Annotated in this window: 23 protein-coding genes; 12 read left to right on the forward strand and 11 right to left on the reverse strand. The window is 71.3% G+C overall.

The window, feature by feature from the left end; genetic code table 11:
- The first annotated feature begins 323 nt into the window (after nucleotides 1-323).
- The gene (locus ACXKR8_RS06055; RefSeq protein ID WP_458271856.1) at nucleotides 324-848 is read left to right on the forward strand and encodes a hypothetical protein; all 525 of its coding nucleotides are present in this window, start codon (nucleotides 324-326) and stop codon (nucleotides 846-848) included.
- A 33-nt stretch (nucleotides 849-881) separates the two neighbouring features.
- On the opposite strand, the gene ACXKR8_RS06060 is transcribed toward ACXKR8_RS06055, so the two are convergent.
- Genes ACXKR8_RS06060 through ACXKR8_RS06070 form a run of 3 tightly spaced genes read right to left on the reverse strand, consistent with a single transcriptional unit; the run spans nucleotide 882 to nucleotide 3,535 of the window.
- Nucleotides 882-1,895, reverse strand: a complete 1,014-nt coding sequence (locus ACXKR8_RS06060) for an NAD(P)/FAD-dependent oxidoreductase (RefSeq protein WP_458271857.1) — start codon at nucleotides 1,893-1,895, stop codon at nucleotides 882-884.
- Nucleotides 1,896-1,905: 10 nt separating this feature from the next.
- Nucleotides 1,906-2,445: an isoprenylcysteine carboxyl methyltransferase family protein gene (locus ACXKR8_RS06065; protein ID WP_458271858.1), complete on the reverse strand. Its 540-nt coding sequence runs from the start codon at nucleotides 2,443-2,445 to the stop codon at nucleotides 1,906-1,908.
- Nucleotides 2,446-2,452: 7 nt separating this feature from the next.
- Nucleotides 2,453-3,535: a type III polyketide synthase gene (locus ACXKR8_RS06070; protein ID WP_458271859.1), complete on the reverse strand. Its 1,083-nt coding sequence runs from the start codon at nucleotides 3,533-3,535 to the stop codon at nucleotides 2,453-2,455.
- A 49-nt stretch (nucleotides 3,536-3,584) separates the two neighbouring features.
- Between ACXKR8_RS06070 and ACXKR8_RS06075 the strand changes: the two genes are divergently transcribed.
- Nucleotides 3,585-3,770 (forward strand): WhiB family transcriptional regulator, encoded by a 186-nt coding sequence (locus ACXKR8_RS06075; protein ID WP_458271860.1) that lies wholly within the window; start codon nucleotides 3,585-3,587, stop codon nucleotides 3,768-3,770.
- Here ACXKR8_RS06075 and ACXKR8_RS06080 read toward each other — a convergent pair.
- Nucleotides 3,686-4,750 carry a transporter gene (locus ACXKR8_RS06080; protein WP_458271861.1) on the reverse strand — a complete coding sequence of 355 codons (1,065 nt, stop codon included), beginning with the start codon at nucleotides 4,748-4,750 and terminating at the stop codon, nucleotides 3,686-3,688. The genes ACXKR8_RS06075 and ACXKR8_RS06080 overlap by 85 nt on opposite strands.
- Nucleotides 4,747-5,640 (reverse strand): ABC transporter ATP-binding protein, encoded by an 894-nt coding sequence (locus ACXKR8_RS06085; RefSeq protein ID WP_462100352.1) that lies wholly within the window; start codon nucleotides 5,638-5,640, stop codon nucleotides 4,747-4,749. Before ACXKR8_RS06085 ends, ACXKR8_RS06080 begins: the two co-directional genes overlap by 4 nt.
- Nucleotides 5,641-5,796: 156 nt before the next feature.
- On the opposite strand from ACXKR8_RS06085, the gene ACXKR8_RS06090 reads away from it, so the two are divergent.
- The gene (locus ACXKR8_RS06090; RefSeq protein ID WP_458271863.1) at nucleotides 5,797-7,017 is read left to right on the forward strand and encodes a sensor histidine kinase; all 1,221 of its coding nucleotides are present in this window, start codon (nucleotides 5,797-5,799) and stop codon (nucleotides 7,015-7,017) included.
- A 70-nt stretch (nucleotides 7,018-7,087) separates the two neighbouring features.
- Nucleotides 7,088-7,756 carry a response regulator gene (locus ACXKR8_RS06095; protein ID WP_458271864.1) on the forward strand — a complete coding sequence of 223 codons (669 nt, stop codon included), beginning with the start codon at nucleotides 7,088-7,090 and terminating at the stop codon, nucleotides 7,754-7,756.
- 47 nt (nucleotides 7,757-7,803) lie between these two features.
- Here the strand turns inward: ACXKR8_RS06095 and ACXKR8_RS06100 are convergent, their stop codons facing one another.
- Complete coding sequence (locus tag ACXKR8_RS06100) at nucleotides 7,804-8,226, reverse strand: hypothetical protein (protein ID WP_458271865.1); 423 nt, start codon at nucleotides 8,224-8,226, stop codon at nucleotides 7,804-7,806.
- Nucleotides 8,227-8,422: 196 nt separating this feature from the next.
- On the opposite strand from ACXKR8_RS06100, the gene ACXKR8_RS06105 reads away from it, so the two are divergent.
- Nucleotides 8,423-8,596 carry a hypothetical protein gene (locus tag ACXKR8_RS06105; protein ID WP_458271866.1) on the forward strand — a complete coding sequence of 58 codons (174 nt, stop codon included), beginning with the start codon at nucleotides 8,423-8,425 and terminating at the stop codon, nucleotides 8,594-8,596.
- On the forward strand, nucleotides 8,593-9,162 hold the full coding sequence (locus ACXKR8_RS06110) for a TIGR03086 family metal-binding protein (protein ID WP_458271867.1): 570 nt from the start codon (nucleotides 8,593-8,595) through the stop codon (nucleotides 9,160-9,162). Before ACXKR8_RS06105 ends, ACXKR8_RS06110 begins: the two co-directional genes overlap by 4 nt.
- A 136-nt stretch (nucleotides 9,163-9,298) precedes the next feature.
- On the opposite strand, the gene ACXKR8_RS06115 is transcribed toward ACXKR8_RS06110, so the two are convergent.
- Nucleotides 9,299-10,030 carry a hypothetical protein gene (locus tag ACXKR8_RS06115; protein ID WP_458271868.1) on the reverse strand — a complete coding sequence of 244 codons (732 nt, stop codon included), beginning with the start codon at nucleotides 10,028-10,030 and terminating at the stop codon, nucleotides 9,299-9,301.
- Between ACXKR8_RS06115 and ACXKR8_RS06120 the strand changes: the two genes are divergently transcribed.
- Nucleotides 10,029-10,208 (forward strand): hypothetical protein, encoded by a 180-nt coding sequence (locus tag ACXKR8_RS06120; protein WP_458271869.1) that lies wholly within the window; start codon nucleotides 10,029-10,031, stop codon nucleotides 10,206-10,208. The genes ACXKR8_RS06115 and ACXKR8_RS06120 overlap by 2 nt on opposite strands.
- 126 nt (nucleotides 10,209-10,334) lie before the next feature.
- Here ACXKR8_RS06120 and ACXKR8_RS06125 read toward each other — a convergent pair whose 3' ends face one another.
- The 3 genes from ACXKR8_RS06125 to ACXKR8_RS06135 form a co-directional block, all read right to left on the reverse strand.
- Nucleotides 10,335-11,018: a hypothetical protein gene (locus ACXKR8_RS06125; RefSeq protein WP_458271870.1), complete on the reverse strand. Its 684-nt coding sequence runs from the start codon at nucleotides 11,016-11,018 to the stop codon at nucleotides 10,335-10,337.
- Nucleotides 11,019-11,135: 117 nt separating this feature from the next.
- A complete protein-coding gene (locus ACXKR8_RS06130; protein WP_458271871.1) occupies nucleotides 11,136-11,918 on the reverse strand; it encodes a maleylpyruvate isomerase family mycothiol-dependent enzyme in 783 nt (260 codons plus the stop codon).
- A gap of 290 nt (nucleotides 11,919-12,208) precedes the next feature.
- Nucleotides 12,209-12,598, reverse strand: a complete 390-nt coding sequence (locus ACXKR8_RS06135; RefSeq protein ID WP_458271872.1) for a VOC family protein — start codon at nucleotides 12,596-12,598, stop codon at nucleotides 12,209-12,211.
- 211 nt (nucleotides 12,599-12,809) lie between these two features.
- Between ACXKR8_RS06135 and ACXKR8_RS06140 the strand changes: the two genes are divergently transcribed.
- The 4 genes from ACXKR8_RS06140 to ACXKR8_RS06155 all read left to right on the forward strand — a co-directional run bounded on the left by ACXKR8_RS06140 (nucleotide 12,810) and on the right by ACXKR8_RS06155 (nucleotide 16,244).
- Nucleotides 12,810-13,214, forward strand: coding sequence for a BlaI/MecI/CopY family transcriptional regulator (locus ACXKR8_RS06140; RefSeq protein ID WP_458271873.1), 405 nt, complete (start codon nucleotides 12,810-12,812; stop codon nucleotides 13,212-13,214).
- Nucleotides 13,211-14,293, forward strand: a complete 1,083-nt coding sequence (locus tag ACXKR8_RS06145) for a M56 family metallopeptidase (protein ID WP_458271874.1) — start codon at nucleotides 13,211-13,213, stop codon at nucleotides 14,291-14,293. The genes ACXKR8_RS06140 and ACXKR8_RS06145 overlap by 4 nt, the downstream gene beginning before the upstream one ends.
- 62 nt (nucleotides 14,294-14,355) lie before the next feature.
- The gene (locus tag ACXKR8_RS06150; RefSeq protein ID WP_458274910.1) at nucleotides 14,356-15,588 is read left to right on the forward strand and encodes a sensor histidine kinase; all 1,233 of its coding nucleotides are present in this window, start codon (nucleotides 14,356-14,358) and stop codon (nucleotides 15,586-15,588) included.
- On the forward strand, nucleotides 15,585-16,244 hold the full coding sequence (locus ACXKR8_RS06155) for a response regulator (RefSeq protein WP_458271875.1): 660 nt from the start codon (nucleotides 15,585-15,587) through the stop codon (nucleotides 16,242-16,244). Before ACXKR8_RS06150 ends, ACXKR8_RS06155 begins: the two co-directional genes overlap by 4 nt.
- Before the next feature lie 238 nt (nucleotides 16,245-16,482).
- On the opposite strand, the gene ACXKR8_RS06160 is transcribed toward ACXKR8_RS06155, so the two are convergent.
- The gene (locus tag ACXKR8_RS06160; RefSeq protein WP_458271876.1) at nucleotides 16,483-16,872 is read right to left on the reverse strand and encodes a DUF732 domain-containing protein; all 390 of its coding nucleotides are present in this window, start codon (nucleotides 16,870-16,872) and stop codon (nucleotides 16,483-16,485) included.
- A 248-nt stretch (nucleotides 16,873-17,120) separates the two neighbouring features.
- Here ACXKR8_RS06160 and ACXKR8_RS06165 point away from each other — a divergent pair, with 248 nt between their 5' ends.
- Nucleotides 17,121-18,623 carry a bifunctional phosphatase PAP2/diacylglycerol kinase family protein gene (locus tag ACXKR8_RS06165; RefSeq protein WP_458271877.1) on the forward strand — a complete coding sequence of 501 codons (1,503 nt, stop codon included), beginning with the start codon at nucleotides 17,121-17,123 and terminating at the stop codon, nucleotides 18,621-18,623.
- Nucleotide 18,624: the final 1 nt, after the last annotated feature.

Consider the following 18,624-nt stretch of genomic DNA (forward strand, 5'->3'; position numbering starts at 1 on the left):
TCCTGTTCAGGTTAGGGAGCCGGTAGGTAAGGGCGGGGCCCCTCGACGGGGCGGGGGCCGGCGTGCGTCCCGTCACGCCTGCCGCGCAGGGCGGATGCGTCTCAGCAGGTGATCTTGAGGAGTCGCGCCGGGCGCAGCCGGCGGTGCACATCAGAGGATTGCCGCGGCGTCTGAGCCTCCGGTCCGACCCACCGCGGCTGTTGGAAACGCGGAGGGCGTCCACTGTTTACCGCCAGGGGTCTACACGCGTAACCCGGTCCAGTGATGTCATGTACGCATCGCTCCGGTACCCGCCGGACAGCACCCAAACGGGAGACGCGTCCATGCCCAGAAACCGCCTCACCGCCGTCCTCGGATCCCTCGCCCTCACCGCGGGCGGCCTGCTGCTCGCCACTGCCGGGCCCGCGCACGCCGTCACCGCCTGCTCCCAGTCCTACCTTCCGCTGCCCGACCCCGGCTGCCAGCCCGGCGCCTACAACCCGGTCGTCACCCAGTCCACCATCGGCTCCACCATCTGCGTGTCCGGCTGGACCGCCACCGTGCGCCCGCCGACCTCCTACACCAACGCGCTGAAGGTGGCCCAGATCGACCAGTACGGGTACGCCGACACCTCCACCGCGGACTACGAGGAGGACCACTTCATACCCCTGGAGCTCGGCGGCGCTCCCCGTGACGTGCACAACCTGTGGCCCGAGCCGCGCTACGGCGCCAAGACCGCCACCGGCAAGGACGGTGTGGAGACCAAGCTGAAGAACGCCGTCTGCAAGGGCACCGTCACCCTGGCCGCGGCCCGCACCGCGATCGGCACGGACTGGACCACCGCACTGGCGAAGCTCGGCCTCAACTGACCCGCTATCCCGCCCTGGTCCGCCGCGCAGAACCTAGGCGAGCCGGTTGACGAGGGTGGTGAAAACGGCCGGCAGGCGGGTGGCCGCGGGGACGATGTACGGGGCCAGGCGGCGGCGGTGCCGGATCCACAGCAGCGTTTCGGTGAGCAGTCGGTGTCGGCGTGAGATCCGGAGCCATTCCCGTTCGTAGTCCTGGGGCCGGTCGTTGCGCACGCACTGCACCAGTTGGGCGGCTGCCGCGAACGACAGCGACAGTCCCTCACCGGTCAGCGCATCGATATAACCCGCCGCGTCCCCCACCAGCAGCACGCGCCCGCTCACCCGGGAGGTGACGCGTTGGCGCAACGGGCCGGCCCCGCGCACCGACGTGGCGGTGGCGGACGGGAGGTGGTGCCGGAGCCGGGGGAACTGCTCCAGGTGGGTGTCGAACGCCCCGCGCCGGGCGGTCAGCACCGCGACCCCGACCAGCCCTGGGCCCAGCGGGGTGACGTAGGCCTCGGCGTGCCGGGACCAGTGCACTTCCACGCAGTCGGTCCACGGCTCCATGGCGTAGTGGCGGCGCAGGCCGTAGCGGGGCGAGCGCGGGTCCGGGTGTTCCAGGAGGAGTCGCCGTCTGATCGGCGAGTGCAGTCCGTCGGCGGCCGCGAGGTAGCGGGCGGTGATCCCGCCTGCGGTGACGCTGCGGCTGTCCTGGTGCAGGCCCTGAACCCGGAGCGGGAGCACCGGGATGCCGAGGTCGGCGGCTCGGCGGGCCAGGGCGGTGTGGAGTTCGGTGCGTCGCACGCCTCTGCCGGGGCCCGCACGGAACAGCGCCTGGGCCGCGTTCCGGTCGTCCAGGTAGCGGATGCCGCGCAGCGGGTGTCCGTCCACCTGGACGCCCAGGTCGGCCAGGGCGTGCACGGCGCCGGGCATGAGCCCTTCCCCGCAGGCCTTGTCGATGGGACCGGACCGCGGTTCGACAACGGTGACGTCCAGTCCGGCGCGGGCGGCGTGGATCGCGGTGGCGAGCCCGGCGGGGCCGCCGCCGACGACCAGGAGGTCGATCACCGGTCCGCCGTCACGTGGCCGCGACCGCGGGCACGGCTGCCGGCGCGGCTCCGGCCAGGGCACTGTTCTCGCAGCGGACCCGGGTCGCCAGCAGCGGCAGGTTGAGCGCGGTGAAGCCGATCGCCGTGATCCAGTTGGAGTGCACCAGCGGGAGCGCGGCTCCCTCGACGATGACAGCGACGTAGTTGGGGTGGCTGAACCACCGGTAGGGCCCACCGGTGACCAGCGGCAGTTCGGGCACCACGATGACCCGGGTGTTCCAGCGCGGGCCCAGCGTGCTGATGCACCACCAGCGCAGCACCTGGGAGCCCAGCGCCAGCGCCAGCATCGGCCAGCCCAGGGCCGGCAGGAACGGGCGTCCGCCCAGCCAGGACTCCGCCAAGCAGGCGGCCAGCAGTCCGGTGTGCAGGGCCACCATCACCGGGTAGTGGCCGCCGCCGTACTCGACGCCGCCGCGCTCGCGGCTCCAGGCGGCGTTGCGACGGGCGACCACGAGTTCGGCAAGGCGTTCGACGCCCACCAGCAGGACCAGCAGAGTGTAGGGGATCACGGGGCGGCTACCAGTTCAGGAGGACGAGTTCGGTGCAGAAGCCCGGACCCATCGCGAGGAGGAGCCCGGGGGTCCCGGGCAGGGGCGGGGCCTGGGCCAGCGTGTCCCGCAGCACGTGCAGCACCGAGGCGGAGGAGAGGTTGCCGACCTCGGCCAGCGAACGCCAGGTCATCTCCAAGGCGCGGACCGGTAGTTCCAGCGATTCCCGGACCGCCTCCAGGACCTGGGGCCCGCCGGGGTGGCAGACCCAGGCCGTCACGTCCTGCGGCTTGAGGTCGTGGTCGCCGAGGAAGTCCCGCACCTCGTCGCCCAGCCGGCGGCGGACCAGGTCCGGCAGGTCGGGGCCGAGCACGATCTGGAAACCGCTGTCGCGGATGTCCCAGCCCAGCAGGCGCTCGGTATCGGGGAAGAGATGGCTGCGGGTGGCGGTCACCTCCGGCGTCAGCAGAGGGGCCGGGGACGATTCCTGCCGACTGTGCGGGTGGGTCCGGCCCACCGCGATCAGCGCCGCCGCGCCGTCCCCGAACAGCGCACCGGCCACCAGGTTGGTCATGCTGGCGTCGGTGCGTTGGAGGGTCAGCGAGCACAGCTCGACGGAGAGCAGCAGGGCGACCTGGTCCGGGTGGCCCTCCAGGTAGTCGTGCAGTCGGGCGATCCCGGCGGCGCCGGCCACGCAGCCCAGCCCGAAGATCGGCACCCGCTTCACGTCCGGGCGCAGCCCGAGCCGTCCGGCCAGCCGCGCCTCCAGGGACGGGGCCGCGATGCCGGTCACCGAGGTGGTGACGACCAGGTCGATGTCCTCGCCGCGCAGTCCGGCCTGCGCCAGCGCGCCGAGGACGGCCTGCTCCCCCAGTTGCAGCGCCACCCTGATGAAGGCGTCGTTGGCCTGGCCGAAGCCGGTGAGCGAGGCGTATTCCTCCAGCGGCAGGGCCAGGTGGCGGCTGCGAACCGTGGCGGAGCTGTGCAGGCGTTCGACCACCGTGTGGGCCCGGCCCGGGGCCAGGCACATATCGGCGAACGCCTCAGTGATCTCGGACTGTTGGTACCGGTGGGGCGGGAGCACGCCGTGGACCGCGACGATTCGCGTCATGGCGTCATGGTAGGGGCGATGCGATTCATTTTCCTGTTGACCTACCGTCATGAGGACACACCAGGCCCGCGACCAGGCAGCGAAGCAGGTCTGCGGGCACTGCCCGGTCCGCGAACCGTGCTTGCAGTTCGCGCTGGACGCTCGCGAGCCCTACGGGGTCTGGGGCGGCCTGACCGAAGAGGAGCGGATGCGCCGGACGCAGAACACTGCCAACGCTCCGGCGAGCATCAGGTAGACGGCCGCCTCGGACCACTGGAACCGCCAGTAGCGGCCTGCGGGCTGATAGGTCACCACCTGCCGGAGGTTCAACCGGTCGATCGATGCGAAGCATGCCTGCGGCGTCGCGTTCGTCGCCGCGCAGGCCGGGGTGACCGGTCCGGTGAACGGGCGTCCGGCCGGGTCCACCGTCTGCGTCGAGAGGACCCAGGCTCCGGGGATGTTGACCGCCATGCTCACCGTCATGCGATCGCCCTCCTGGTCGAAGTGCGTCCCCGGTCCCCCGCTCGTCCGGAGCGCGGTGACGGTGTGGTCCGGAGCAGCGAGGTGCGGCCAGACGTTCATGGGCAGCACGACCAGGGCGGCGACGAGAACCGCGAAGGTGACGGCCATCGCAGGCAGGGTCCGGCGGATGAGCAGTCCGACGGCCACGCCGAGGACGAGCGCGAACGCTGCGCAGCCCACCGGCAGGATGTCCCGCGCACCGAAGATCAGGGGGTTGAACCGGTTCGGGATCGCCTGCGGGTTGTAGCCGGGCAGGGCGTCGGCTCTGTCGATGGGCCCGGACCACCAGGTGATCAGCCAGCTGAGAAGCCCCGCGAGGGCCATGCCGGCGAGCGCGATGACGCCGAGCTTCACGGCCAGCCAGCGGGTGCGGGTGGTGCTCTGGTTCCAGGTCAGGCGGAAGGTCCCGGCCTCCAGTTCGCGGGCGACGAGCGGAGCGCCCCAGAACATCCCGATGCCGGCCGGCGCGAGGTAGCTGCCGCCGATACCGACGAAATAGAGGATCGGATAGAGGGTGTCGCCCTTCACCCGGTCGAGGAACGCCGACTGTGCCGCGGAACACGCGGCGGCGGTGCGGCAGGTGGCGATCCCGCTGGAGTCGAACATCTGGTGCAGATTCTGGCCGGTGCAGCAATAGAGGACCGCGACAGCGGCGAGGATGCCGGACGCCGCCATGGCCTGGGTGCGGAATTGGCGCCAGGTGAGCCAGATCATTGCTGCGCCTCCCGTACGGTTCGGTCGCCGCGAGGCGCCGGGTCGCGGCTCATGTACGCCAGAACGAGGTCTTCGAGGCTCGGCTGCGGCGCGCTCCACGCGGGGTGCGCCGCAGCACGGCCGGCCAGTTCGCCGATGCTGACGACGGACGGGCTGCGCCGATCGCCGCCGTCGCCCGGACCGGTGACGACGCGGTGCCCGGCGAGCAGCTCCGCCACAGGGCCGGCCACCTGCACGCGCCCGGACGTCAGCACGATGAGGTAGTCGCACACCCGTTCCAGGTCGGCGATCAGGTGCGAGGACAGGATCACGCTGATGTCCGCTTCGCCTGCCGCGTCGGCCAGGTCCGTCAGGAAGTCACGCCGGGCCAGCGGGTCGAGGCTGGCGACGGGCTCGTCGAGGATCAGCAGCTCGGGCCGCTTGGCGATCGCCAGGGTCAGCGCGAGCTGCGCGCGCTGGCCGCCGGACAGTCCTCCGGCGCGCTGGCCGGGGTCCACGCCGAGCCTGCCGATCCGGCGCTGGGCGTACGGCGCGTCCCAGGTCCGGTTCAGCTTGGCCCCGAGTTTAAGGTGGTCCGCGACCGAGAGCCCCGCGTAGAGCGACGGGTCCTGCGCGACGAAGCCGACTCGTGCGAGCTGCGCGGGAGTCGACCCGGGACGTGCACCGAGGACCTCCACCCTGCCCGAGGTGGGCCGGGTCAGCCCGACGGCCAGGTTCAGCAGCGTCGACTTGCCGGCGCCGTTCGGCCCGACCAGACCGACGACGCGCCCGGCCGGGACGGACAGGGAGCAGTCAGCGAGCGCCCAGTTCGCACGGTAGCGCTTGCCGAGCCCGCGGGCCACGAGAATGGCGGTCATGACGGCTTGCGATCGGTTCGGCGGTGCGGGCATCGGAGGTTTCCCATGGCTCCAACCGTGCCGTCGACGCCCGGGAACGGCGTCCGACCCAGGGGCAGCCCGCAAGCCCTTGAGCTGGCCGCAGGTACCACTGCACGCGTCGTACCCAGGTACGACTCGCATGGCGGACAAGGGAGTTATCGTCTGCACATGGACCCGCCGCACACACCGCTGCTGAAGCGTCTGACACGCGCGCACTGGGTCGCGATCGACTGCGTGGCCGTCCTGTTCCTCACGTTCCTCTACCGGACGACCTTCCGGGGAGCGGGTGGTCTGGCGGGTTCCCAGGCCGCCGACTCCGCCCTCGTCCTCGCCGCCATGTTCCCTGCCGCCTTGCGCAGGATCTGGCCGCGGACGGTGCTGGCCGTGGTCGTCATCGCCTGGGTGGCGGTCGTGGCGCGCAGCTATCTGCCTGAGCAGCCGGCCGTCGCGATCGCCTTCGTCAGCTACCTCGTCCCCCTGCGATTCCCGCGACGTGAGGCGCTGCTGCTACTGATCGGGTCACTGGCGGTGACGACGGCCGGCTTCGTCGCCGCACATCCGTTCCCGAACGGCTACGGCTATCTCATCGGGAACGCGGTACTGATCAGCGGTGTCTGGCTGCTGGGGCTCCTGGTCCGGCAGCAGCGCGCGTACGCGGCGGGAATGCAGGACCTCGCGGAACGGCGCGCGCGGGCGATGCTGGTCGAGGACCGGCTGCAGATCGCCCGGGAGTTGCACGACGTCGTCGCGCACACGCTGAGCCTGATCGCGGTGCAGGCCGGAGTCGCGAACTTCGTGGTCGCCGAGCGGCCGGAAGAGGCTCCGCGCGCGTTGGCGTCGATCGAGGAGATCAGTCGGAGCGCGCTGGCCGAGATGCGCGCGATGCTGGGGATGCTCCGCGCCGACGACCAGGGCGCCGGGCTCGGGCCCGCGCCCGGGCTTGCGGATCTCACAGCTCTGGTGGACCGGACGGCCGAAGCCGGCGTCCGGGTCGTGCTGGATGTCAGGGGCGAGCGGACGCACCTGTCCGCTGGAATCGACCTCGCGGCCTACCGGGTGGTCCAGGAGGCCGTCACCAACGTGGTCAAGCACTCTGCGGCTGACGCCTGCCGAGTCACGGTGACCTACGCGGACGACGCGCTGAAGCTGGAGGTGACGGATTCCGGACGCGGCATGCGTGACGACGGCGGCGTTCGGAGTTCAGGGCACGGCATCGTCGGCATGAGGGAGCGCGTGGGAATGTACAGCGGCGAGTTCGAGGCCGGCCCGGGGCCGGAGCACGGTTTCCGGGTCGCCGCGCGGTTCCCGCTCTGCGGGTCGGGGCTGTCGGACGGTTCGGGCTCGCTTCACCGCTCCGGCCCGTCACCTGCGTCAGGTACGGCGGCGTGACCAGCACGGCGCCCCTCCCGAGGCGGGCGCCCCTCCCGATGCCGGTGATTCGTCCGAGGGCCGCGGCCGAATGATCCGCGTACTCGTCGCCGATGACCAGGCACTCGTCCGCGGCAGCTTCCGCGTCCTCGTCGACACGGCCCCCGACCTCACCGTCGTCGGAGAAGCGGCAACCGGCGCCGAGGCCGTCGAGCTGGCCGGGAGCGAGCTGCCCGACGTCGTCCTGATGGACATCCGGATGCCGGAGCTCGACGGCATCGAGGCGACCCGGCGGATCACGTCGTCGCCGGGCACCTGTGGGGTCAGAGTCCTGATCCTCACCACGTTCGGCATCGACGAGTACGTCTTCGCCGCCCTGCGCGCCGGCGCCGGCGGCTTCCTCCTCAAGGACACTCCCCCGGGCGACCTGCTCGCCGCCATCCGCATCATCGCGGCCGGCGAAGCACTGCTCGCGCCGGCCGTGACGCGCAGACTCATTGAGGAGTTCACCCGACGTCCCGAGGCCGGGCAACGCCCTTCATCAGCACTCGACGAGACCACGGAGCGAGAGCGCGAGGTCCTGACCCTGGTCGGCCTCGGCCTGTCCAACACCGAGATCGCCGACCAGCTGTACGTGAGCCTGTCCACCGCCAAGACCCACATCGGTCGCCTGCTCATGAAGCTTGGCGCGCGCGACCGGGCTCAGCTCGTCATCGCCGCCTACGACGCCGGCTTGGTCCGGCCCCGGTCGCAGGGGTAGGGCCCGTTTGATCCTGAATACCCCTTGGCTGCGGATTTCCTCCGACGTCATGGTGGCCCTGGTCGAGACAGAGCCATGCAGGCGCTTTTGGTGATACCGCCTTCTGCTTCGGAGACCTCGTATTCGGTGCGGCCGTTGTCGGCTGTCGGCATTTTCAGGCATCCCTGAAAGCTTGCACGACTTGAACTCGGGCTGCTGGAGAGGAAGCAGGCCGCCCCCGGGTCATCCGCCGGCAGCCAGTCCCCCTCCAGCTGCAGCGAATCCTTGGCAGCGATCTTCGTGGCTCCGGGAAAGTCGGGCCGATTCTGGGAGCAGGACACGAGCCACACGTCCTGCCGCAGGTCATTCGTGATCCTGTACCCGGAGTTGTCTCCGCTGAGGACGCTGGCGCAAGATGCTGTGGATGCCAGGAACAGGGCCGTGACCAGCACACGAAGCCTCAATGAGGATGTACCGCCCTGCATCACCATGCGATATCCACGTGGCCCCGTCCGTTCCTACTCCCCTAGAGGCCCGGAAGCCGTAAGCGTGCTCGACCGAGATACTCTCACGCCCCGCGGCCGGCCACGGAGTCGGCCGGCGAGGCGACCTGGCCTTCGTTGGTGTAGGTGTAGGTGTAGGTGGTGGTGGACGGGATCGAGTCCGCTCGACACGTGAGGAGACGGCATGATCGACACGACGATGGCCCTGGACCGCTGGGACGCCGGCGCCGGCGGCAGTTGGCGCCGCGTCGCCGCCCGGGACGTGGCCAAGGTCGGCGTGGACCAGGGCTGCGCCGAATTGGACACCCTGCTCGCCCCCGGCGGGATCGCCGGGACCGCCGAGGGAGCGCAGGCATGAACCTCCCCACAGGCCCGGCCGGGCGCCATCGCGCGGTGACCACCGGGTTCACCGCCCGGGTGCGGGGCACGTCCGACTGGAACGCGCCGGCCCCGGTAGCCGGATGGCGCGCCCGGGACGTGGTCGGTCACCTGGTCGACTGGTTCCCGGACTTCCTCAAGAGCGCGACTGGCCTGGTGCTCGACCGCGGCCCGTCACCGGAGGAGGATCCGGTCGCCTCCTGGCAGGTGCACACCGACGCGGTTCAGCGGCTGCTCGACGGGCCCGAGGCGGCCACCCCCTTCCGGCACCCGCTGGTGGGTGAGATGCCGCTGCCGGACGCGGTCGACCGGTTCTACACCTCGGACGTGTTCATGCACACCTGGGACCTGGCCCGCGCCACCGGCCAGGACGAGCGGCTCGACCCGCAGACCTGCGCCGACCTGCTCGCCGGGATGGCGCCGATCGAGGACCTGTTGCGGTCCTCGGGGCAGTACGGGCCCCGGGTGCCGGTGCCGGGCGACGCCGACGCGCAGACCCGCCTGCTCGGCTTCATCGGTCGCGACCCGCTGCGCGACAGGGAATGACGTGCGAGCCGAGGGCCGGGTCACCATGATCGACGGGCACGGGCAAGGCGGGGCTCCCCTCAGGCGGGTGCCCGACCAGGTCCCAGACGACCAGGGTGGTGGTGAACGCCTAGGCGATGACCAGATTCTGCACCTGTCAGCTCACATCCACGGTGATCGCCGCGGTGTGCAGCGTTCCCGCAGTCCGGAACTGCAGGAACAGCCGCCAGTTGCCGGCGCTCGCCAGTTCGGCGTGGAAGGACAGGGTCGGACCCCCGTGGTCACCGGTCACGGCGGTGGTGGGGTGCAGGTGTGCGAAGGCGCTGTCTCCTTCGTGGAAGGCGGTCAGGTGGGCGTAGGTGTCCAGGTAGGGCTGAAGGTCGGTGACGGGCTTGCCGGCCTTGGTGATCGTGACGGTCAGCGGGTGGGCCATGCCCGCCACCAGCCCACCGGTCAGGGAGACGGTGTAGCCGTCGACGGTGGTGCTGGTGGACGCCGGCGGCAGGGCGGTGTCCATGGGCGTGCCGGGCACGTTGACCGTGCGGCTGAGGACGAAGTCGGCGCCTTTGCCGGAGCCGGTGGCGGGGGTGAAGGTGGCGAACAGCCGCCAGGTCCCGGGAGTGAGGGCGGCCAGGGGCGCGGTCCAGGTCCCGTCGGCGGCCATGGTCGGGTGGATGTGCTGGAACCCGGTCAGGTCGGATCGGATCGCGTAGAAGTGGAGCGTCTTGGTCTGGTCGACGGCGAAGCCGGTGACCGGCTTGCCGTCCGGCCCGATGATCGTGAACCGGTAGCCGGATGCCTTCCCCGCAGGCAGCGTGGTGGCGGCGGGGGTGAGGGTGTAGCCGCCACTGGTCGCGGCCAGTCCGTCGCCCGACGGCATGGGGCCCATGCCGTCCATGGTGGGCATCGCGGACGCGGAGGCCGAAGTGGTCGTGGACGGCACGGCACTGGCGGTCATGCCCGGCATGCCGGGCATGACCGAGCCGTTCCTGGTGCTGGAGCCGCAGGCCGCCAGGCTCAGGGCCAGGGCGGACGCCGCCAGAGCCACGGCTGCGGCGGCTCGCTGACGGGAGGTGAGCAGGAGGGAAGAGGACATGGGTACGGTCTTTCGGTGGGCACCGAACAGCGGCGCACGGACAGGGCAGGACCAGCCCCGGCACCCCTCGCGTCGGGCGAGGGGACCGGTGGTCCTGTCAGGTCCGGTCGATGCACACCCTAAGAAGTAGCTGTCGGCCGCCGGCCGGTGGTGGGCCTCGTCGCCGGGCGGCCGGTCCGCTGCCGAGGCGACCGGTCCCGATCAGCACAGTCAGCGCGGCCAGGACCGCGAATGCCATCAGTGGCGCGGCCGGGAGCGTGACGTGGTCTCGGGTCAGGGTGGACACGCAGCTGGTTCCCTGCGCGCCGGTTGCCGCGTCGCTCGGCCGCTGCGCCTGCGCGGCCGGGTTGACGACCAACGGCGCGGTGGCTGCCATGGGATGCGTCCCGGGCAGGGTCAGCGACATCGAGCCGTGGCAGTCGCCCATCGCGGTGGTAGGGGCGCCGTGCATGAGGAACATGCCGACCAGGACCGCGAGCACGGCAAGCAGTCGGGCCGGGCCCGTGTGCCTGCGTGTGCTGTCCACTGCTGTCCTCGCCCTTCCGCGCCCCGGTACTGCCCTGATGACCCGTCGACCGTAGCAGCCGCACACTTCCGCGGCGGGCGCGGTGCAGCGATGGAAACCCACCGTGACACCCAGACCGGTGAACGTGTACAGGGCCAGCGCGAGCAACACGTCGGTGGGGCCGATCAGGCTGCCCCACAGCACCCACGCTCCCAGGACCAGCGCCAGCAGCGGGAAGGCAGCGGGGACCTGACCGCCGCAGCGGTCAGGTCGCACGCACAACGCTGCATCTCACGTCGTGGACCCGAAGGACGTGCCCCTCCAGGCCCATTCACCGCAGGTGTTCCCGCTCTGGAGGCACGTATGCCCTCCCCGCTCGGCGGTGGCGTGTCGTCACGCCCAGTCCTCCGGTTCCCAGGCGTGGAGCAGGTCGAGCAGCTGTGGGTCCCCGTCGAGTTGCAGGGAGTCCACCGAAATGCGCTGGTACTGGTAGAGGACCAGATCACTGGCCGTGCCGCGAATGGAGAGGCCTGCCGCGTCCCGGTCCTCGCCGGTAGCGGGCAGCCGGGTGGTCCGTGCACCGTCGCCGTCGACCGTGAGGCGCCAGGAGCGGCCCTCGGTGGCGTGGAAGTCGAAGGCGGTGGGCTTGTGCGGCCAGGCGCTCCTCGTGAAGCAGGTGATGAACAGGTTCTCCTCGACACCGTCGAGGGCCACCTCGGCCGGCAGCGGCTGCGGGGCGCCCACGGCGACCTGGGCGTCGTAGGTGTGCACCGCGATCTCCTGGACCTGGTGCCGGGCGACGGAACCGCAGGTGTCCGTCAACTGCGTGGGACCCCACGGTGTCCAGCAGCCGCGCTCCGGGCCGGACTCCTGCAGCGCGTCCAGTAGCTCCTGCGTCGTTGCGGCCAACCAGGCCAGCAGGGCCTCGCGCTCCTGAGTCGCGGCAAGGGTGCTCGTGGACTTGGGCGGAGGGTCGGCGTCGGGTCCTGCGGCGACGATGGTGGCCCAACGGCGTCGCCCGGCGCCCAGGTGCTGCACCAGATCCGACAGCGTCCACTCGGGGCAGGTCGGCACCTGCACGTCGAGGCTGGGCGCGGAGGCGATGGCGGCGCGGAAGGCGGTCGCACGTTCGTCGATCAGCCGCAGCAGATCGGGAAACTCCAGAGTCATATGCACAGCGGCAGTTCTACCACCTTGATCCACTTTCCCGACAGCGGTTTTCCCAGCAGGCGACAGACCCACGATCCACTCGATCGCTCCGGCCGCCCCGGCCTCGGCCGGGGCGACTTCCAGGTCGCGACGCATCGCTTCGCTCCGTTCAGCACTTGCTCCCGAAGGTTGCACAGTGCAGCGTGCCGCGTGCACCTGTTCAGTGAATGCCAGCACCTCCGTCGGCGCACAGAGTTGCAACTGGTGCCGGAGCCCCCAACGCCCCGGCCGCGACACAGCCGACCGAGTGACGCCGGTCATGTCCGGTCCTCGTCGAAGCACAGGCAGAAGGGGTGGCCGGCCGGGTCGAAGAGCACCCGGACGTGCTTCTGCGGTTGGTGCTCCGCCAGAGTGGCGCCCAGGGCGACCGCCTCGGCGACCGCCGAGTCCAGATCGCCGACCTGGAAGTCGAAGTGCATCATCGGGCGCTGTTGCCCGTCGGCCGGAGGCCAGACCGGGGCCCGGTAGCCGTCCGCCTGCTGGAACACGAAGAACGGTCCTTGCGGTGAGGCGGCGACGACGGCCGTTCCCGGCTCCTCGTGCCCGATGTGCCAACCCAGGAGTTCGGCGTAGAACCTGGCCAGGCCGCTGGGGTCCGGCGCCTCGATCGTCGTGCCCCACCACATGCCACCCGTCCGTGATTTCATTCCGACAGTCTGCCGCATGATCACGTTCCTGTCGTGGGCCGACCGGCGACTGCCAGGGGTCGCGTGACGTCATGGTTCCGCCGCCCCGAGCCGAACCCGAAGGCAATGTCTACAATGTTGTAGTCGCCTTGTGCCACTCTGGTGGGCGACAGCACTCCCCTCCAGGGGGATCCCGGCAGCAGGGGACGAAGGGCGGAACACCTTGGCAGCGATGGAGCCCCAGCGCCGTCACCACGGCGAGCTCGAGGCCGGGGTCCTGGCCGTGCTCTGGGCAGCTGAGCAGGCGCTCACGCCCGCGGACGTCCAACGCGCCCTGCCCGGGAGCCTCGCCCGCACCACGGTGAACACCATCCTGGCCCGGCTCCACGACAAGGGCCTGCTCATCCGCACCCGTGCGGGGCGGGCCTTCGCGTACGCGCCCGCACAGGAAGCGCAGGACGCGCCGGGGCTCGCCGCCCGGCGGATGCGCTCGGAACTGGAGAAGGAGACCGACCGGCAGACCGTGCTCACCCGCTTCGTCTCCGGGCTGAACCCGGAAGACGAGGAATCGCTCAGGAGTCTGTTCCAGGCCGAGCACGAGCGTATCCAGCCCATGAACGGGGGGACGGCGCCATGACACCGACCGTCTGGGCGCCACTGGCACTGCCGCTGCTCCTGGCCCCCCTGCTCGCCCTGCCCAGCATCCGCTCGCTACCGGACCGGCTCCCGCCACGAGCGGCTGTATGGCTGCTCACCGCGACCTGCGTCGGCCTGGCGGGGGCCGGGGCCGTCGCGCTCGGACTGCTGTCCCTGGCAGCGCTGCTGCAGCTTCCGGTGATCGCAGCCATGGGCCACCTCGAACTGCCGGTCGCCCGTCATCTCGCTCCCCCCGCGGTGGTCCCCCTCGGTGCGGTCGCCGGCCTGCTGCTGGCGGCCGCGGCCCTTCGCGCCGTCCAGGTCCTGGGTCGCCATCGGCGCCAGTACATCAAGGCCCGCGTGCTGGTGGCGGTGCACGGTGCGGGAGGAGACCTGGTGGTGCTGCCCGATTCCCGGCCGGACGCCTACGCCCTGCCGGGCAGCCTGCGACGGGGCAGTCCGGGGAGGATCGTCGTCACCGCCGGCATGCTCCGGGCTCTGGCGGAGGACGAGCGCGGCGTGCTGCTCGCCCACGAGCGGGCCCACCTGTCGGGCCACCACCACCGCTTCGTGCTGCTGGCCGACCTCGCCGTCGCGCTCCACCCGCTGCTGCGTCCCCTGCGCGACGGCGTGGCCTACAGCGTCGAGCGCTGGGCGGACGAGGCCGCCGCCGCCAGGCTCGGCGACCGACGGCTCGTCGCCCGGGCGGTCGGCCGCGCCGCCCTGGCGGGACTGGCCCACCAGCGCGGTGCGACCGGAAGAGCCGGCGTCGCGCTCGGCATGGCGGCAGGACCGGTGCCGCGCCGGGTGGCCGCCCTGCTGGGCCAGGATCCGGCGACAGCGGCAAGAAGCGACCTGCGCCGCCCCGTCCTTGCCGCCGCACTCCTGGCCTCGGTACTCCTGCTCTCCAGCGGCACCGCGCTGGACGCGGCCACCGATCTGCACCAGCAGGTCGAAGCAGGTCAGCAGTACTCACTCACCCATGAGCACGGCGAGGGCAGCGCCACCCACCGGCACCTGCCGGGACACGGCAGGCACGGCAGGCACGGCACGACAGTGCGAACGGGAGCCCCGGCGTGACCTGGTTGGTCTCGACCCCGGCCGCGTCTCTCGGTCGATGGTCGGACACGGTCTCCGGACGACTGTCAGGCCTACGGAGCTTCGCGACGGATTTCGGCGCTCGCCGGCCAGTCGCCGTCGACGGTGCGTCAGCTGTCGTGGTCATGGTGGTGACCTCGGCAGATCGCGGCTTCGAGCAGCAGACTCGCTGGCTGTGGCTGCTGCACGCCGCGCTGGTACTCCCCCTGGTCTGGCGGCGCCGGGCGCCCATGCCGATGTTCTGTGTGGTCGCGGCACTCGCCTTCGTCCAGTGGGTGGTGCTCGTCCATGTCATGCCGGCCGACATCGCCGTGCTCATCGCCCTCTACACCGTCGCCGCCCACTCCTCGCGTCTGCCCACCTGGACGGCCCTCGCCGTCGCCGAGACGGGTGCCTTCCTGGCCGCACTGAGCGGAGCACCACTGCACCGTCACAGCACCTCCGAGGTGCACATCACCAAGACGTTCGTGCTCTACTCCGGCACCGTCGTCGCCGCCGTGGTCCTGGGACTCAACACGCGCGGCCGGCGCGCCCGACTGGCCGTCCTCGAACAGCGGGCCGCGGACCTGGAGCGTGAGCGCGACCAGCAGGCAGCCCTCGCGGTGGCCGCGGAACGCTCGCGGATCGCCCGGGAGATGCACGACATCGTCACCCACAGCCTGTCCGTGATGGTCGCCCTGGCGGACGGATCGGTCTACGCCAACGACCGCACCCCGCGCAAAGCCACTGCCGCCATGCAGCAGTGCGCCGAGACCGGCCGCCAGGCGCTGACGGACATGCGCCGCTTCCTGGGAGTACTCCGCGACGACGAACCTGACGCGCTGCGGCATCCCCAACCGGGAATCGAGGAACTGGCCGAACTGGTCCAGCAGGTGCGCGCGGCCGGCCATCCCACCGAACTGGACGTCGACGGTGCGGCGGAGCTGCTCTCCCCCGGGGCCCAGCTGACGGTGTACCGGCTGGTGCAGGAGTCGCTGACCAATGTCCTCAAGCACTCCCGCGCCGGCTCCCAGGCCTGGGTCGCCCTGCGCTGGACGTCCCACGAGTTGTCGGTCGAGATCCGCGACAACGGATACCAGGAGGGTGCCCGGGCCGAACGTGCCGAACGCGCCGGCCACGGCCTGGTCGGCATGCGTGAACGGACGACCGCTTTCGGTGGAACCCTGGCGGCCGGCCCCGATCCGGACCACGGATGGTGCGTGAAGGCGACGCTCGACCTGACCACGACCAATGCCGCCGGCTCCGGGCCGCTTCGGAACGCACGGGAGCAGGCATGACCATCCGAGTCCTCCTCGCGGACGACCAACCCCTGCTGCGCCTGGCCTTTTCGCTGCTGATCGACTCCCAGCCGGACCTCTCCGTCTGCGGAGAGGCAGCGAACGGGACCGAGGCCATCGAGATGGCCGTCACGCGGAAGCCGGATCTGGTGCTGATGGACGTGCGCATGCCCGGGGTGGACGGCATCGAGGCCACGCGGGAGATCGTGGCTCGCTGCCCGGACACCCGGGTGCTCATCCTGACCACGTTCGACCTGGATGAGTACGCCTTCACCGGGCTGACCGCGGGAGCCTCGGGGTTCCTGCTGAAGAACGCACGGCCGGACGAACTGCTCGGCGCCATCCGCGTCATCGCAGCCGGCGAGGCTGTGATCGCGCCCCGGGTCACCAGGCGCCTCCTGGAGACTTTCGCCCACCGCTTCCCCACGGTCCGGGAGCCGACCGACACCGCGCTGGCGTCCTTGACCGCACGCGAGCGCGGGGTTCTGACCTATGTCGCCCAGGGCCTGTCGAACGCGGAGATCGCAACCGAACTCGGCGTGGCCGAAAACACCGTCAAAACCCACGTCAGCCGGATGCTGATCAAACTGGGCCTGCGCGACCGGGTCCAGGCCGTCGTCTTCGCCTACGACCATCGCCTGGTCCTCCCCTCATGACACCGGGTCCTGCCCCTATGTCCACTTCGTCTGGAGCTGTTGGGGCAGCCTCGCAGCTGACGAGACCAAGGACGTGGTGACCCTCCGGTATTCCATCGCGCGCATGGCGGCGGGGGCGAACTCCCTAAACTGTGTGCCGCCCGCTGGTACCGGATGACACACGGCGGATCGCGCTTCCTCCTCATCCAGACTTCGTCCCACGACAGCGCCCCGAGCCCTGCCTCGGAGCGCACCGGACCTACGGGCCAGGGGTTTTGACCAGTGCATCCACGGTCACATCCTGGCCGGTGCAGTAGACATCGGCAGCGGTGCCCGCCAAGACCTCCGCATCCTTGGCGCCGTAGGTGGCCGCCAGCCCGGCCGTGGCATTCGCCACGGCGGTGCCCGCGCTCAGAGCGGCGCAGAACTGACGCCCGGCCGCCACGATGGAGGCATCGTCGAGCGTGTTGACCAGGTCGGGTGCGTTGGCCTGGGCAGTGGTGACATAGACGGTGTTCTGGGCCGCGGCGGCGATCGCCGCACTGCTGGTCACCACCGGCAAACTGCTGCTCGGGCTCGCCCCGGACGAAGTGCAGCCGGCCAGCGCGAGCAGCAGCGCGACACCGGTGAACGTGAGAGTTCGACGCATCCCCGAAGCATGGCAGCACCGGGTAAGTTTCCACTCTCACCAACCAGGGGGGGATCAGGCCGCCGTGCGACAGTGTCCTCGACTTCAGCACGGCACGCCGCCCAGGGTGCGGCGCCAGCGGGCCGGCACGACCACCCCGGCTGCCCCGCCCCCCCGGCCCCGGCCCGCCTGCGGAAAGCCGTTCCACCGCTCGAACGTGACGCTTCGTCCGAGCGCGTGTTCGGAGCCGATCGGGGTATCCGGCCCCCATGGGACGACTGCAGAACCTCGACGTGCGCCTGTTCGACCGCGTGGCCGCCGCGCATCCCCGCGGACTGGACCCGGTCCTGCCGCGCCTGGGACGCAGTGCCAACCACGGAATGCTCTGGGTGGCCGGGGCCGCCGCGCTCGGGCTCTCGCGCAACCGGAGCGCGCGCCGCGCCGCCATGCGCGGTGTCGGCTCCCTCGCCCTGGCGTCCACCGCCGCCAACGTCGTCGCCAAGCAGTTGGCCGGCCGCCGACGCCCCGTCAGCACCGCTGTACCGATCGCACGCCGACTGCTCCATCCGCCGATCACCACCTCCTTCCCGTCCGGGCACACCGCCTCGGCAGCAGCTTTCGCCACCGCTGTGGCCTTGGAGTCACCCTGGCTGGGCGCAGCCGCGATTCCGCTGGCAGCGGCGGTGGCGGGTTCGCGCGTCTACACCGGAGCCCACTACCCCAGCGACGTGCTCGCCGGAGCAGCACTGGGCGTCGGCATGGCCGCGCTCACGCTGCGGTGGTGGCCGCTGCGCGACGACGCCCCCGCAGCCGCGGCCCGGGCCCGGGTCCAGGTGCCGGCCCTGCCCGAGGGCCGCGGGCTGGTCGTGGTGGTCAACAGTTCCTCGGGCAGCGCCGACAGCGTGGAGACGGACCTGCTGGCCCAACTGCCCCAGGCGGACCTGCGGATCCGCGAGGGCGACCAGGACCTGCTCGCCCTGCTCGAACAGGCCGCCGCCGACGTCCAAGCAGCCGACGGCGACAGCGCGCTGGGCGTGGCCGGAGGCGACGGCACCATCAACGCCGCGGCCCTGATCGCAGCCAAGCACCGGCTCCCGCTGGCGGTCTTCCCCGGCGGCACACTCAACCACTTCGCTGCCGACCTGGGCATCTTCACCCTGCAGGACGCGGTCGACGCCGTCCAGGGGGGCCACGGCGGATCAGTGGACCTGGGACGGGTCACCCCCAAGGGCGCCATCAACGGCAGGTCAGAAGGCGAGCCGGAAGCGGCCTACTTCCTCAACACCTTCAGCATCGGGGTCTACCCCGAACTGGTGCACGCCCGCGAATCGCTGCAGAAGTACCTCGGCAAATGGCCCGCCCTGGGCGTGGGACTGGTCCGGGTGCTGGCCCAGGGCAGGCCCACCCGCGCGGTCATCGACGGCAAGGAGCGCAGCCTGTGGCTGCTGTTCGCGGGCAACGGACGCTACGACCCGCCCGGCTTCGCCCCCAGCTTCCGCCGCAGCCTGGACGACGGAACCCTCGACATCCGCGTGGTCGACGGCAGCCATCCCATGGCCCGCACCCGGCTGGTGGCGGCCTTCCTCACCGGCACCCTGGCCCGGTCCCGGGTCTACCAGGCCGCCGCCGTCTCCCAGCTGCGTATCGACGGCATCCACGACACCGAGCACTACGCCCGCGACGGAGAGATAGACCCCGCCGCCGAAACCCTGATCCTCGACAAGGCGCTCCACGCCCTGAACGTCTACCTCCCGCACCGCGACGTCGACTGAC

The sequence above is a fragment of the Streptacidiphilus sp. PAMC 29251 genome (genome assembly GCF_054208735.2).

What these genes read in the sequence shown, in the direction of transcription:
- ACXKR8_RS06055 (WP_458271856.1), top strand. Translation starts at nt 324, where the DNA reads ATGCCCAGAAACCGCCTCACCGCCGTCCTCGGATCCCTCGCCCTCACC.
- ACXKR8_RS06070 (WP_458271859.1), bottom strand. Translation starts at nt 3,535, where the DNA reads ATGACGCGAATCGTCGCGGTCCACGGCGTGCTCCCGCCCCACCGGTAC.
- ACXKR8_RS06075 (WP_458271860.1), top strand. Translation starts at nt 3,585, where the DNA reads ATGAGGACACACCAGGCCCGCGACCAGGCAGCGAAGCAGGTCTGCGGG.
- ACXKR8_RS06080 (WP_458271861.1), bottom strand. Translation starts at nt 4,750, where the DNA reads ATGATCTGGCTCACCTGGCGCCAATTCCGCACCCAGGCCATGGCGGCG.
- ACXKR8_RS06085 (WP_462100352.1), bottom strand. Translation starts at nt 5,640, where the DNA reads ATGCCCGCACCGCCGAACCGATCGCAAGCCGTCATGACCGCCATTCTC.
- ACXKR8_RS06090 (WP_458271863.1), top strand. Translation starts at nt 5,797, where the DNA reads ATGGACCCGCCGCACACACCGCTGCTGAAGCGTCTGACACGCGCGCAC.
- ACXKR8_RS06095 (WP_458271864.1), top strand. Translation starts at nt 7,088, where the DNA reads ATGATCCGCGTACTCGTCGCCGATGACCAGGCACTCGTCCGCGGCAGC.
- ACXKR8_RS06100 (WP_458271865.1), bottom strand. Translation starts at nt 8,226, where the DNA reads ATGGTGATGCAGGGCGGTACATCCTCATTGAGGCTTCGTGTGCTGGTC.
- ACXKR8_RS06105 (WP_458271866.1), top strand. Translation starts at nt 8,423, where the DNA reads ATGATCGACACGACGATGGCCCTGGACCGCTGGGACGCCGGCGCCGGC.
- ACXKR8_RS06110 (WP_458271867.1), top strand. Translation starts at nt 8,593, where the DNA reads ATGAACCTCCCCACAGGCCCGGCCGGGCGCCATCGCGCGGTGACCACC.
- ACXKR8_RS06120 (WP_458271869.1), top strand. Translation starts at nt 10,029, where the DNA reads ATGCCGTCCATGGTGGGCATCGCGGACGCGGAGGCCGAAGTGGTCGTG.
- ACXKR8_RS06115 (WP_458271868.1), bottom strand. Translation starts at nt 10,030, where the DNA reads ATGGGCCCCATGCCGTCGGGCGACGGACTGGCCGCGACCAGTGGCGGC.
- ACXKR8_RS06135 (WP_458271872.1), bottom strand. Translation starts at nt 12,598, where the DNA reads ATGAAATCACGGACGGGTGGCATGTGGTGGGGCACGACGATCGAGGCG.
- ACXKR8_RS06140 (WP_458271873.1), top strand. Translation starts at nt 12,810, where the DNA reads ATGGAGCCCCAGCGCCGTCACCACGGCGAGCTCGAGGCCGGGGTCCTG.
- ACXKR8_RS06145 (WP_458271874.1), top strand. Translation starts at nt 13,211, where the DNA reads ATGACACCGACCGTCTGGGCGCCACTGGCACTGCCGCTGCTCCTGGCC.
- ACXKR8_RS06155 (WP_458271875.1), top strand. Translation starts at nt 15,585, where the DNA reads ATGACCATCCGAGTCCTCCTCGCGGACGACCAACCCCTGCTGCGCCTG.
- ACXKR8_RS06160 (WP_458271876.1), bottom strand. Translation starts at nt 16,872, where the DNA reads ATGCGTCGAACTCTCACGTTCACCGGTGTCGCGCTGCTGCTCGCGCTG.
- ACXKR8_RS06165 (WP_458271877.1), top strand. Translation starts at nt 17,121, where the DNA reads ATGGGACGACTGCAGAACCTCGACGTGCGCCTGTTCGACCGCGTGGCC.